Origin of the sequence: Pseudomonas batumici (assembly GCF_000820515.1) — a bacterium.
In the GTDB taxonomy this organism is placed as follows: Bacteria; Pseudomonadota; Gammaproteobacteria; order Pseudomonadales; family Pseudomonadaceae; genus Aquipseudomonas; species Aquipseudomonas batumici.
In genome coordinates this window covers 1-12,499 of sequence record NZ_JXDG01000036.1, presented here as the reverse complement: position 1 = coordinate 12,499, position 12,499 = coordinate 1, and the positions used below count along the sequence as shown (strand labels likewise).

Annotated in this window: 8 protein-coding genes; 2 read left to right on the top strand and 6 right to left on the bottom strand. The window is 65.9% G+C overall.

Annotated elements, in window-relative coordinates; all coding sequences use genetic code 11:
- Window positions 1-107: 107 nt before the first annotated feature.
- Genes UCMB321_RS13840 through cobW form a run of 4 tightly spaced genes read right to left on the bottom strand, consistent with a single transcriptional unit; the run spans window position 108 to window position 6,643 of the window.
- Window positions 108-848 carry a vWA domain-containing protein gene (locus UCMB321_RS13840; RefSeq protein WP_084615015.1) on the bottom strand — a complete coding sequence of 247 codons (741 nt, stop codon included), beginning with the start codon at window positions 846-848 and terminating at the stop codon, window positions 108-110.
- Window positions 773-1,786, bottom strand: coding sequence for a magnesium chelatase ATPase subunit I (locus tag UCMB321_RS13835; protein ID WP_040067635.1), 1,014 nt, complete (start codon window positions 1,784-1,786; stop codon window positions 773-775). The genes UCMB321_RS13840 and UCMB321_RS13835 overlap by 76 nt, the downstream gene beginning before the upstream one ends.
- Window positions 1,787-1,798: 12 nt before the next feature.
- The gene (gene cobN, locus UCMB321_RS13830; RefSeq protein WP_040067633.1) at window positions 1,799-5,572 is read right to left on the bottom strand and encodes a cobaltochelatase subunit CobN; all 3,774 of its coding nucleotides are present in this window, start codon (window positions 5,570-5,572) and stop codon (window positions 1,799-1,801) included.
- 3 nt (window positions 5,573-5,575) lie between these two features.
- The gene (cobW, locus tag UCMB321_RS13825) at window positions 5,576-6,643 is read right to left on the bottom strand and encodes a cobalamin biosynthesis protein CobW (protein ID WP_040067630.1); all 1,068 of its coding nucleotides are present in this window, start codon (window positions 6,641-6,643) and stop codon (window positions 5,576-5,578) included.
- Between the two features lie 205 nt (window positions 6,644-6,848).
- Here cobW and UCMB321_RS13820 point away from each other — a divergent pair, with 205 nt between their 5' ends.
- On the top strand, window positions 6,849-8,141 hold the full coding sequence (locus tag UCMB321_RS13820; protein ID WP_040067628.1) for a glycosyltransferase: 1,293 nt from the start codon (window positions 6,849-6,851) through the stop codon (window positions 8,139-8,141).
- Between the two features lie 9 nt (window positions 8,142-8,150).
- On the opposite strand, the gene UCMB321_RS13815 is transcribed toward UCMB321_RS13820, so the two are convergent.
- Window positions 8,151-10,484, bottom strand: coding sequence for a glycoside hydrolase (locus UCMB321_RS13815; protein WP_245220795.1), 2,334 nt, complete (start codon window positions 10,482-10,484; stop codon window positions 8,151-8,153).
- Between the two features lie 123 nt (window positions 10,485-10,607).
- Window positions 10,608-11,363, bottom strand: coding sequence for a precorrin-6A synthase (deacetylating) (cobF, locus tag UCMB321_RS13810; protein WP_040067624.1), 756 nt, complete (start codon window positions 11,361-11,363; stop codon window positions 10,608-10,610).
- A gap of 128 nt (window positions 11,364-11,491) precedes the next feature.
- Here cobF and UCMB321_RS13805 point away from each other — a divergent pair, with 128 nt between their 5' ends.
- Window positions 11,492-12,397, top strand: coding sequence for an AraC family transcriptional regulator (locus tag UCMB321_RS13805; RefSeq protein WP_040067621.1), 906 nt, complete (start codon window positions 11,492-11,494; stop codon window positions 12,395-12,397).
- Window positions 12,398-12,499 lie beyond the last annotated feature (102 nt).

The window sequence follows — 12,499 nt, the reverse complement described above, 5'->3', positions numbered from 1 at the left end:
GCGTTCGGACAGTCGCCGCAAGACTCAAGGGCCCTATCGCCGGCAATCGAGCGTCGACCGGCCGCTCCTACAATTGATCGTGTTCCCCTGCAGGATCGCGGCGCCTGTCAGAGCGTGGCCAGCTCCTCGATATGCCGGTACTGCGCGCCCAGCTCCAGCGCCAATTGCACGGCACGCCCCAGGCGAATCGGACCCTTTTCCAGGTCCACCAGCAAGGCCTCGCAGTTGAACACCGGCAACCCCGACCAGGCTTTCAAGCGCCCGTCCGTCAGCAACAACACCCGCTGGTATTCAGCCGCATAACGCCGCTGCCGCTTGCCCAGCCAATCCGCTGCTTGCACCAATGCTGCCTGCAAGGGCGTACCGCCCCCAGCCCCCAGACCGTCCAGCCAACCGCGCAAGTCACTCGAAGCCCTCAAGCCCTGAAACTGCCACCGGGGCCGATCGCCGCTGGCCGTCATCAGCGCCAGGCGCGCCCGCTGCCGGTAAGCGTCGTCAAACACCTGTGCCAGCAAGCCCTTGGCCTCACTCAGCGCCTGATGCCGACGGGTCGACGCCGACGCATCGACGATCACCAGCCACAATTCATGGGGCGAGCGGCTGCGCGGACGAAAGCGCAGGTCCTTGTGCGAACGCGGGCGCCCACCCAGCAAGGTCTCCAGCCAACTGATCGCGCCGCTCCCGCCGGCCCGGCTGACACCTTGGCGCCCGCCCTGCAAGCGACCTGGCCGAGGCCTGGCATCCGCCCCCGGCGTCAGTCGAGGGCGGATGCCTAGGGCTTTTTTGGCCAGCTCGGAATTTCCCGGCGAGCCCCCACTGGCAAGGCCTGGGCCGGCAGTTCGCCCCATTGCCCCTGGCCTTGCTCCTTATTCTGGGTCGGCTCACTGGCCGCCTGGGGCGCCGCGCCCGAATTCAAGGGTGATGTCGGCGGCATCGACTCACGACGCCGATGCCGCAAGGCAAACTCGGCCACCGCCTCGATATCCTCCGGGGCAATCCACCCGGCACCGCGCCACGCCGCATGAGCCCGGGCGGCACGCAGCCACACCAGATCCGCGCGCATGCCGTCGACACCCGCGGCAAAGCAGCACTCGGTAATCGCTGCCAGGGCCTGGTCGTCCAGGGCGATCTCCGGCAGGCGCGTACGGGCCTGGCGGCAGCGCTCGCGCAAGGCCTCCTGCGCAGGCGCCCATTGCTCGCAAAAACCTTGCGGGTCGCTGTCGAAGTCCAGGCGCCGACGGATGATCTGCCCACGCTCACTCGGCTGCGGCTGGCCGCTGAGCGCCACGTTCAGGCCGAAACGGTCCAGCAACTGCGGGCGCAACTCGCCCTCTTCCGGGTTCATGGTGCCGATCAGCACGAACCGCGCCGAATGCCGGTGGGAAATGCCGTCGCGCTCGACCCGGTTGACGCCGCTGGCGGCGACGTCCAGCAGCAGGTCCACCAGATGATCGGGCAACAGGTTGACCTCATCGACGTAAAGCACCCCGCCATCGGCCTTCGCCAGCACGCCGGGGGAAAACTGCGCCCGGCCTTCGCCCAACGCCGCGTCCAGATCGAGGGTGCCCACCAGCCGCTCTTCCGTCGCCCCCAGGGGCAAGGTGACGAACAACCCGCTGGCCAGCAAATCGGCCAGTCCACGGGCCAGGGTCGACTTGGCCATGCCCCGTGGGCCCTCGATCAGCACGCCGCCGATCTTCGGGTCGATCGCCGTCAGGCACAGCGCCAGCTTCAGGTCGTCAGCGGCGACCACGGCCGACAGCGGGAAATGCGGGATATCGCTCATGACTTGCACACCTCAGGAATCTTCTTCTATATCCAGCAGCAGGTTCTCCAGCGCCTCGCGGTACTCGCCGGGCTCGCGCCACAACCCACGCTGCTGGGCTTCCAGCAGGCGCTCGGTCATGTCCCGCAAGGCCGGCGGATTGTGCTGGCGGACGAAGTCGCGGGTGTCCGGATCCAGCAGGTAGGCATCGGCCAGCAAGGCGTACTGGTGATCGTCGATCAGGCCGGTGGTGGCGTCGAACGCGAACAGGTTGTCCACGGTCGCCGCCAGTTCGAACGCGCCCTTGTAACCATGGCGCTTGACCCCGTCGATCCATTTCGGGTTCGCCGCCCGCGAACGGATGACCCGGTTCAATTCGTCCTTGAGCGTGCGGATCTTCGGCAGGTCCGGCTGGCTGTGGTCGCCATGATAGCTGGCGGCCGGTTCACCGCGCAGCGTCTCCACCGCCGCCAGCATGCCGCCCTGGAACTGGTAGTAATCATTGGAGTCGAGCAGGTCGTGCTCACGGTTGTCCTGGTTCTGCAGCACCGCCTGGACCTGGCCCAGCCGTCGCGCAAACTGCCCGCACGCCGCCGTGCCTTCATCCACGCCGCCATAGGCATAACCGCCCCAGTTCAGGTAGACCTCGGCCAGGTCCTCGCGGCTCTGCCACAAGCGCCCGTCGATCGCATTCTGCACCCCGGCGCCATAGGCCCCCGGCTTGGCCCCGAAGATCCGCCAGCCGGCCTGGCGGGCCGCCTGCTCCTCATCCAGGCCTTCGGCCAGCAGCTGCGCGCGCTCCTCCGTGACCCTGGCGGCCAGCGGGTTCAGGTCCGCCGGCTCATCCAGCGCCGCTACCGCCTGCACGGCCGCGTCGAACAGTCGGATCAGGTTGGCGAAGGCGTCGCGGAAAAACCCGGAGACGCGCAAGGTCACGTCCACTCGGGGACGGTCCAGCAGGCTCAGGGGCAGGATCTCGAAATCGTCGACCCGCTGGCTGCCGGTGGCCCAGACCGGCCTCACGCCCATCAGCGCCATGGCCTGGGCGATATCGTCGCCGCCGGTGCGCATGGTCGCCGTGCCCCAGACCGACAGGCCGAGTTGGCGCAGATGATCGCCATGGTCCTGCAAATGCCGTTCGAGAATCAGGTTGGCCGACTGAAAGCCGATGCGCCAGGCGGTGGTGGTCGGCAGGTTGCGCACATCCACGGAAAAGAAGTTGCGCCCGGTGGGCAACACATCCAGGCGTCCGCGACTCGGCGCACCGCTGGGGCCCGCGGGCACGAAGCGGCCCGCCAGGGCATCAAGCAGGCCACTCATCTCCGCCGGGCCACAGGCATCCAGGCGCGGGGCAACCACCGTCAGCAGCCCGTCGACGATCAGGCGCACATCGGCCCACGACGCCGTGTCCGGCCAATCGACCTCACCTTGCAGCGCCCGCTCGATCAACCGTCCCGCGTACAGCTCAAGGCGCTCGCGGCTGTCGCCGGCGGTGCGCCAGGTTTCCTCGCTGACCGCACACAACCACTCGGGACGCGGCCCGGTCCAGGGTTCGGCCAAGGCACAGTCCAACGGATCGAAGCCCATTTCAAATGCCCTGGACAAGGCCCGCAACAAGCTGGACTGGGCGCCACGCCCGTCGCCACGGGGGATGCGCAGCAAGGCCAGCAGCGTGTCGATGCGCAGACGCCCGCTCGGCGATTCGCCGAACACATGCAGGCCGTCGCGAATCTGCGACTCCTTCAGGTCGCAGAGGTAGGTGTCCAGCCGGGGCAGCCAGATCGCCGCGTCGGCATCGCTGTCCAGCCCCGCGTCCAGTTGCAGCTCACGGTCGATCTGGGTCTCGCGGACCAGCTTGAGAATGTCCCGCTGCAACTCGCGGGCACGCCGTGGGTCAAGTAACTGGGCTTCGTAATATTCGTCGGCCAGCCGCTCCAGGTCGCGCAGCGGGCCGTAGGTCTCGGCCCGGGTCAGCGGCGGCATCAGGTGATCGATGATCACCGCCTGGGTCCGGCGCTTGGCCTGGGCGCCCTCGCCCGGGTCGTTGACGATAAAGGGATAGATATTCGGCAGCGGCCCCAACAACGCATCCGGCCAGCACTGCTGCGACAGCCCGACGCCCTTGCCCGGCAGCCACTCCAGGTTGCCGTGCTTGCCGACATGGATCAGCGCATGGCTGCCATAGGTGTGCCGCAGCCAGAAGTAGAACGCCAGGTAGCCATGGGGCGGCACCAGGTCCGGGTCATGGTAGACCGCGCTGGCATCGACCTGATAACCCCGGGCCGGCTGGATGCCGACGAAGGTCAGGCCAAGGCGCAGGCCGGCCACCATCATCCGTCCGCCACGGCACATCGGGTCCTGTTCCGGTCGGCCCCAACGCGCCAGCACCGCCTGGCGATTGGCCTCGGGCAGGCGTTCGAACATCGCCTGGTAGTCGGCCAGGGCCATGCTCTGGTGACAAGGCCGCAGGTCGAGGCTGTCGAGATCGTTGCTGACGCCGCCCAGCAAGGCCTGGATCAGCGCCGTGCCGCTCTCGGGCAGGGTGTCGCTCAACGGGTAACCCTGATCCTTGAGCGCGCGCAGGATATTCAGCGCCGCCGCCGGCGTATCCAGGCCCACGCCGTTGCCGATCCTCCCGTCGCGGGTCGGGTAGTTGGCCAGGATCAGCGCGACGCGCTTTTCCCCGTTGGGCACCCGCGCCAGATCGACCCAGCGGCGGGCCAGTTCGGCGACGAAATCCATGCGCTCGGGCTGGGCGCGGTAACAGACCACATCGCTCTGGCTGCGCTCGCTGCGCCAGGCCAGGTCCTTGAAGCTGATGGGCCGGCTGATGATGCGCCCGTCCAGTTCCGGCAAGGCGATGTGCATCGCCAGGTCGCGGGGCCCGAGGCCCTGCTCGCTGGCCTGCCAGCCGGGCTCGTTGTCCTGGGCGCAGATGGCCTGGATCACCGGGATGTCGCGGCGAAACGGCCGCAGGTGTGGAGCCTCGGGACTGGACTGGGCAAATCCGGTGGTGTTGAGGATCACCGCGGCCGCCACCTCGTCCAGCAGGTCCTCGACCACGCTCAGGCAAGCGGGTTCCTTGAGGCTGGCCACGGCAATCGGCAAGGGATTGAGCCCCGCCGCCAGCAAGCGCTGGCAGAACACATCGACGAAGGCGGTATTGGCCGCCTGCAAGTGCGAGCGATAGAACAGCAAGGCCGCGACCGGTTGACCGGGCTGCCAGTCGGCGCGCCAGTCAGCCAGGCCGGCGGCGCCATGGCGCGGATGATAGATCGCCGTACGCGGCAACGGCTTCGGCTCTTCCCAGGCATAGTCGCGGCCCAACCAACGGCTGGCCAGGCAGCGATACAGGTCCAGGGCATTGCCCAGACCGCCCTGGCGCAGAAAGTGCCAAAGTCGCTCGGCGTCCTGCGCGGGCACGTTGCCCAGGTCGCTCAGCTCCGGGTCCGGACGATCGTCCCCCGGCACCAGGATCAGGGTCACCCCCCGTTCGGCCAGCTGCACCAGCCGCTCGATCCCGTAGCGCCAGTAACCGATCCCGCCGTGCAGGGACAGCAGGATGACCCGCGCGTGTTGCAGCACCTGGTCGACATAAAGATCGACCGAGGCGTGATTCTGCACCTGCATCGGGTTGGCCAGGCGCAGGCTCGGGTAATCCTCGGGCAGTTGCCCGGCCGCTTCGGCCAGCAGCGCGAGACTGGAGTCGCCGCTGCAGAGGATCACCAGCTCGGCGGGGGTTTGTCCCAGGTCGGCAATATTGTCATCCGACACGAAACCGCCGGGCTGGGTCCTGAGCAGGTGCATGGGTCAGACGGTCAGCGCGGTGCGCAGGGTCGACTCGAGCAGCGCGGCATCCAGCTCCTGGCCGATCAGCACCAGGCGGGTGACACGGGGCTCATCGGCGCGCCAGGCACGGTCGAAGTGCTTGTCGAAGCGCGTGCCCACGCCCTGGACCAGCAGGCGCATCGGCTTGTTCGGGATCGCGGCGAAACCCTTGACCCGCAGGATGCCGTGCTTGACCACCAGTTGCGTCAGGGCGTCCAGCAGCAGGCTTTCATCCGCCTGCGGCAGCTCGATGGAGATCGAGTCGAAGGCATCGTGATCGTGATCGTCATGATCGTCGCCGTCATGGTGGTGATCATGGTGACTGTGACGAGCGTCGATGTGTTCCTCGGAACCGGCGCCCAGGCCCAGCAGCACATCCAGGGGCAGGCGACCGCTGCTGGCCTCGATGACCTTCACCGCCGGCGGCAGTTCCTCGGCCACTTCCAGGCGGACCTTGGCCAGGTCGGCCGGGCTGATCAGGTCGGCCTTGTTGAGAATCACCAGGTCGGCGCTGGACAGTTGGTCGGCGAACAGCTCGTGCAGCGGCGATTCGTGGTCCAGGTTCGGGTCGAGCTTGCGCTGGGCATCCACCTGATCGGGGAACGCGGCAAAGGTGCCGGCGGCCACGGCCGGGCTGTCGACCACGGTGATCACCGCATCGACGGTGCAGGCACTGCGGATTTCCGGCCACTGGAAGGCTTGCACCAGGGGCTTGGGCAGCGCCAGGCCGGAGGTTTCGATGAGGATATGATCCAGGTCGCCGCGCCGCGCCACCAGCTCGCGCATCACCGGGAAAAACTCTTCCTGGACGGTGCAGCAGAGGCAACCGTTGGCCAGTTCATAGACGCGGCCGTTGGCCTCTTCTTCGCTGCAGCCGATGGCGCACTGCTTGAGGATCTCGCCGTCGATGCCCAATTCGCCGAATTCGTTGACGATCACCGCGATGCGACGGCCCTGGGCGTTGTCCAGCATATGGCGCAACAGCGTGGTCTTTCCCGAGCCGAGAAAGCCGGTGACGATGGTGACGGGAAGCTTGGCCAGTGTTTTCATCGGATGCCCTTTGGCAAAGTGGCGGGCATGCGGGACGAGAACCGCGGCCCCTGGGGCGCGGATGCGTTCGCCACCGGATCACCCCGCCCGGTCATAGTGAAAAGGAATCAAGGCTACGCAGTGCGTCGGGGCAGGTCAATCACGAGCGCCGCTGTGGTTTAATTGCGCCCCTTTCCCGCCCTGCCCGTTTCAAGGAAGCCTGTTCATGAACGCCACCGACATCACCCAGGTCCTGGTTATCGGTTATGTCTGGCCGGAACCGCGTTCATCGGCCGCCGGCGGACACATGATGCAGATCCTCGAGAGCTTTCTCGACGCCGGCTGGCGCATCACCTTCGCCAGCCCTGCCGCCATCGGCGAACACAAGGCCGACCTGGCGAGCCTGGGCATCGACGAGTGTCGCATTGAACTCAACAACAGCAGCTTCGACAGCTTTGTCGGCGAGCTGCAACCGGATGTGGTGTTGTTCGACCGTTTCATGATGGAGGAGCAGTTCGGCTGGCGGGTCGAGAAGCACTGCCCCCAGGCCCTGCGCGTGCTGGAAACCTCGGACCTGCAAAGCCTGCGCGATGCCCGCCAGCAACAGCTCAAGGCGCGCCTGAAAGACGATCAGGACGCGAATGACTTCAGCGCCCTGTTCGCTCCCGACCAGCGGCAGATCTTCGAACAGATGAGCGAAACCGATCTGGCCCAGCGGGAAATCGCCGCCATCTATCGTTCGGACCTGAGCCTGATGATTTCCGAGGTCGAGTCGCAACTGCTTATCGAGCAGTTCAAGGTCCCGGCGGCCTTGCTGCACGGGTGCCCGCTGATGGTCGACCCGCCCACCGAGGCCCCTCGCGGTTTCGACGAGCGTGCGCACTTTCTCAGCATCGGCAACTTCCGCCACGCGCCGAACTGGGATGCCGTGCTCTGGATGAAGACCACGATCTGGCCGCTGATCCGCCAGCAGCTGCCCACGGCCCAGCTGCATATCTATGGCGCCTACACGCCGCCCAAGGCCACCGCGCTGCACAACCCCGCCCAGGGCTTTCATGTGATGAACTGGGCCGAGGACGCCTTGCAGGTGATGGCGGCGGCGCGCATCTGCCTGGCACCCTTGCGTTTCGGCGCAGGGATCAAGGGCAAGATCGTCGACGCCATGCTCTGCGGCACACCGAACGTCACCACCCCCATCGGTGCCGAAGCCATGCACGGTGACTTGCCTTGGGCCGGTGCCATCGAAACCAGCGCCACCGCCCTGGCCCAATCGGCCGTGCGCCTCTATCAGGACCGCGTGCTCTGGAACCAGGCCCAGGCCAACGGCCAGAAGCTACTGGCCGAGCGCTATGACCGGCAGGTCCACAGCCGCGCGCTGGTTGCCCGGATCCAGGCCTGCCGCCAGGACCTGGCCGCCCATCGCCGGGACAATTTCACCGGGGCGATGCTGCGTCACCATCACCACAAGAGCACCCAGTACATGTCGCAGTGGATCGAGGCGAAGAACCGCGCCAACTGAGGCCGCGTTTCAGGAGGCGCCGAGGACCTGGCGAATCTCGATCAGTTGCGCCGGCTCTCCGGCCACGATGACATGGGCCGACAACGGCGGCAGTTGCCGGCCTTCCGGCGTGCGGCGAGGCCTGACGGAGAAGTTGACGGTAATCAGGGTCCCATCGGCGAAGGTCGAGCGCTGCAGCAGGCGGTCCCCGGACAGGACCTGGAAGTCGTCCATGGCCTGGGTGAACAGTCGCTCGTGCAGCGGGCGGAATACCTTGTCGTAGGCACTGATCAGCGGCAGGTCGTGGGGGATCACCTGATCGTTGAGGTGATACAGCGGCGGCACCATGTACAACAGTTGCAGCAGGGCCGTGACATTGCGCTCGCTGGAGAACTTCAGCGAGCCGTATTCCCAGTGATGGGTACTGACCAGGCTGTCGTGCAACACCATCTGGTACAGCGGCAGGCGAAACTCGGCCGAGGTCACGAAGCGCGCCACCTCCGGCTTGAGCGGTACCGCCTTGAAATACAGGTTGGGGGTCTCCGGCGGCCAGTAGCCGCCCAGGTAATAGCGCGAGCGCTTGTTCTTGCGCATGTCCGGGTCCATCCAGGCAAAGGGCTGGGTGGCAATGCCATGGCTGAAGGCGATGATCGGCGCATAGAACGACAGCCCGCCCTCGCTGCCCGTGACCAGGCCCAGAGCCTGGATCGGATACGCCAGGCGGCGTCGACGGGCCTCGGCATCCTGCGCCTGGCTGGTTTCCCGTCCCGGCGTGTAATCGCTGAACTCGGGGCCGGCGGCATCGACGTCGAGAAAGTAGCTGTTCAGGCGCCCCGCCTGCGCCACGGCGCTGATCCGCCGCCGGGCATAGGCTTCGACACTGCGGGGATTGACGTAGACACCGCGACCATTGAAGCCCTGGATTTTCTTGCCCTGTTCATCGGTATAGCCGGCGGCGACGAGTTCATCGCCCATCTTCGCGGTCGCCCAGCTGGCCTGCAGGTTCGACGGATGCGCACTGCCGTAGCTGTCGTAGACCGATACCAGGTAGCCGGCGGCCTTCGCGGCCTCCACCGCCTCGGGATGCCAGAACGTATCGCGCCAGTCATCGGCTCCCAGCCAGGCCCGCGCCAATCCCGCGCCTTGCAATGCGGCAACGGTGTCGAGGGACAAGCCACCGCCCCAGTGCTCGGCCGGCGCCAGCAAGTCACCAAAGGCTTCGCGCAACTGCCGACGCACCGTTTGCGCCCAGACCACCTCGGCCTGCGGGTCATGATTGCCGGGCAACGGCGCCAGGGCTTCACGCGCGATCGCGTATTGCAACCCGGTATTGATGGCCCGGATCACCTGGGTCCGGGCGAAAGGCGGGACAGGCTCGAGCGTCCTATCGGCTTCGGCCAATGCCAGGAGGAAGGCCTCGCGGGCCTTGAGCTCGAAGCCCCCCCAGAGCCTGGACGCCAGGTGATCGCTGTCCTCCCGGTGCCGGGCAAAAAAACGCAGGAATTGCGGCCAGTGCAGGACATCGCCAGCCTTCAACGGCCCGGCATCCCAGAGATAGATATGCGGCGCACCGCCCAGGCGGGCCACCTGCGGTTGAGCAGCGATTTTCTCGCGCAACGAAACGAACCGATGGTGATCGCGCAACCATTGCCGGTACAGCCGGGCGCCGACCAGAGGCTCCCTCGGGCCGACGACGATGCGGACCCGGTAAGGCGCGTCGGGAGCCAGGCGATTGAAGGCATGGCTGAGGGTCGGCAAGGGCCGCCCGTTCTGCTCCTTGATGCCAAAGCGGGTGTTGAAGGGTGTCTCGACGATCCAGGTCAGCGAGTAGTCCTTGCGCAGTTCGGTCCAGAACGGCATCGACAACACCCCGTTGAGGCGCGCCGGCGGATAGCGCCGCAGCAGCCAATCCAGCCATTGCGGATCGTCACTGGGGATATAGGCGCCCTCGCCAAACGGAATCGCATGGGCCTCGATCGCCCCGTCCTCCATGGGACTGGGCCAATCCAACCGTCCCGGTTGCCTGGAGTGAACCGTCACCACCAGGGCCTCCCGGTCCAGCCGGGCCTCGACCCTGAAGTCCCGGTCCGCGTGCCGGACCCGCCAACAGTTGCCCGTTCGCTCGATAACCTGCGCGTCCTCGTGGAAGGCCGGGGCGCTGAGCAGGGCCTGGTGCGGATGTTCGCCGCCAGGGTGCAGGGAAACGGCCAGGGTGGCCGGATCGATGACAAAGGTACCTGAACGATGAGGCAGGTAGACCAGCGAAGCCCCTTCGACCGTCAGGGACAAGGTCCATCCGAGCAGCGTCAGCCAGATCGGCAGGCAGCGACGATCATTCACCAACCGCAGCGGCATGGGCTTCATGTTTTCCTCGTCGATTCAGGTGTGTAAACCGACCAACCTTAACCGACGCAGGAGAACACCCTCTGTAGTCCCCTTCTCCTCAAATCGAGTGAAAACACTAAAAGTCCCGATACCCCCAGGCTTTCAGGACTTGAGCGGCCGGCGCAACAGATAACAGTCCATGATCCAGCCCTTGCGCCGTCGCGCGGCTTCGCGCAAACGGCGAATCCGCTCGCCCACCTCGTGCAGCTTGCCGGCGACCAGCAACTCGTCTTCGGTGCCCAGGTAAGCGCCCCAATAGATTTCCAGGTCCTGGTCGGCGAACTGGCCGAACGCACAGCGGGCATCGAGCATGACCACCACGTTATCCAGATCGGCCTTCTCCAGGCGACGCCCGGTGGTGATACGCAGCGGCTCGCCGATACGGTTCAGGGGAATCCGATGTTGCGCGGCGAGCACCTGGATGCTGCTGATACCCGGGATCACCTCGACGGCGAACGTCGGACCGCCGAGCGCGCGGACCCGCTCCAGAATTCTCAGGGTGCTGTCATAGAGCCCCGGATCGCCCCAGACCAGGAAGGCGCCGCACTCATCCATGCCCAGTTCTTCGTCGATCAAGCGCGCGAACAGCGCGGCCCGTTGCTTGTGCCAATGCTCGACACCGGCCTCGTAGGACGCCGCCGAATCCTCGCGCACCGGATCGCTGACCTGCACCTGCCGGTAACCGGGCTGCTGGATGTAACGCTCGCAGATGGCCTTGCGCAAATTCAGCAGATCGTCCTTGGCCTCGCCCTTGTCCAGCAGGAACAGCACCGAGGCGCGGTTGAGCGCGTTGATCGCCTGAACGGTGATCTGCTCCGGATGGCCGGGGCCCATGCCGATCAGCAGAAGGGTTTTCATGGATGGCGCTCCAGGTGTCTGGCGCCAGGCACGGTCCCGCCTGGGGCGCGGTGCAACTGGCGTGATGGCAAGGATGAGGGCATTATCGGCAGGCGCCCACGACAAAAAACGACAAAAAGTAGCTTGGTATGACCCGAACAGCCCGCGTCACCGACCCTTCCTACGAGTTGATGGACGACCACAACGGCCTGTCGATCATCTATCGCCAGCATGGTTTCCCTTGCCCCCTGGTGCGTTGGCATTTTCACAAGGAATACGAACTGCACCTGATCGTCGCCAGCTCCGGCAAGGTGTTCATTGGCGACTACATCGGCAACTTCTACCCTTACACCCTGTTCCTGACCGGTCCCAACCTGCCCCACAACTGGATCAGCCAGGTGGCCGAGGACGAAGTGGTGCCCAAGCGCGACATGCTGGTGAACTTCACCGACGAGCTGTTCGACAGCGGCCATCAGGTGTTCGCCGAGCTGAAAAGCCTGGCGCCCCTGCTGGAACGGGCCCAATACGGTATCGAGTTCCGTTGCCGGCAGACCGTTCGCCAGGCCACGACACTGATGCAGCGTATTGCCGACTCCCAGGGCGTCACCCGGCTCGGCCACTTCCTGATCCTGCTGGAACTGCTCGGCAACTGTGACGACTACCAGCTGCTGTCTGGCGTTACCACACCACAACTGGCCGACGAGCACAATATCGACCGCACCAACCGGGCGGTCGACTACATCTTTGCCCACTATGCCCGGGAACTGCCGCTGGAAGAAGTGGCCGAGTACCTGGGCATGAAGCCCACCTACTTCTCCCGGGTCTTCAAACAGGCCACCGGCCGTTGCTTCGTCGAGTTCGTCAACCGCCTGCGTATCAGCAAGTCCTGCGAATTACTGGCGGACGGCGACAAGCCGGTGACCGATGTCTGCTTCGAGTCGGGTTTCAACAACATCTCCAACTTCAACCGCCGCTTCCAGCAGCTCAAGGGCATGACCCCCTCGCATTACCGACGTTTGGCGGTACAACGCCTGACGGAGCAGAACCACGGTTGATTACCCGGGTTTGGCGGAAGAACGCGGACGTGTAGGAGCCGGCTTGCTGGCGATAGCGGCCGAACCGTCGATGCAAGACTCACAGGCCTCATCGCTGGCAAG

What these genes read in the sequence shown, in the direction of transcription:
- UCMB321_RS13840 (WP_084615015.1), bottom strand. Translation starts at nt 848, where the DNA reads ATGGGGCGAACTGCCGGCCCAGGCCTTGCCAGTGGGGGCTCGCCGGGA.
- UCMB321_RS13820 (WP_040067628.1), top strand. Translation starts at nt 6,849, where the DNA reads ATGAACGCCACCGACATCACCCAGGTCCTGGTTATCGGTTATGTCTGG.
- cobW (WP_040067630.1), bottom strand. Translation starts at nt 6,643, where the DNA reads ATGAAAACACTGGCCAAGCTTCCCGTCACCATCGTCACCGGCTTTCTC.
- UCMB321_RS13835 (WP_040067635.1), bottom strand. Translation starts at nt 1,786, where the DNA reads ATGAGCGATATCCCGCATTTCCCGCTGTCGGCCGTGGTCGCCGCTGAC.
- cobF (WP_040067624.1), bottom strand. Translation starts at nt 11,363, where the DNA reads ATGAAAACCCTTCTGCTGATCGGCATGGGCCCCGGCCATCCGGAGCAG.
- cobN (WP_040067633.1), bottom strand. Translation starts at nt 5,572, where the DNA reads ATGCACCTGCTCAGGACCCAGCCCGGCGGTTTCGTGTCGGATGACAAT.
- UCMB321_RS13805 (WP_040067621.1), top strand. Translation starts at nt 11,492, where the DNA reads ATGACCCGAACAGCCCGCGTCACCGACCCTTCCTACGAGTTGATGGAC.
- UCMB321_RS13815 (WP_245220795.1), bottom strand. Translation starts at nt 10,484, where the DNA reads ATGAAGCCCATGCCGCTGCGGTTGGTGAATGATCGTCGCTGCCTGCCG.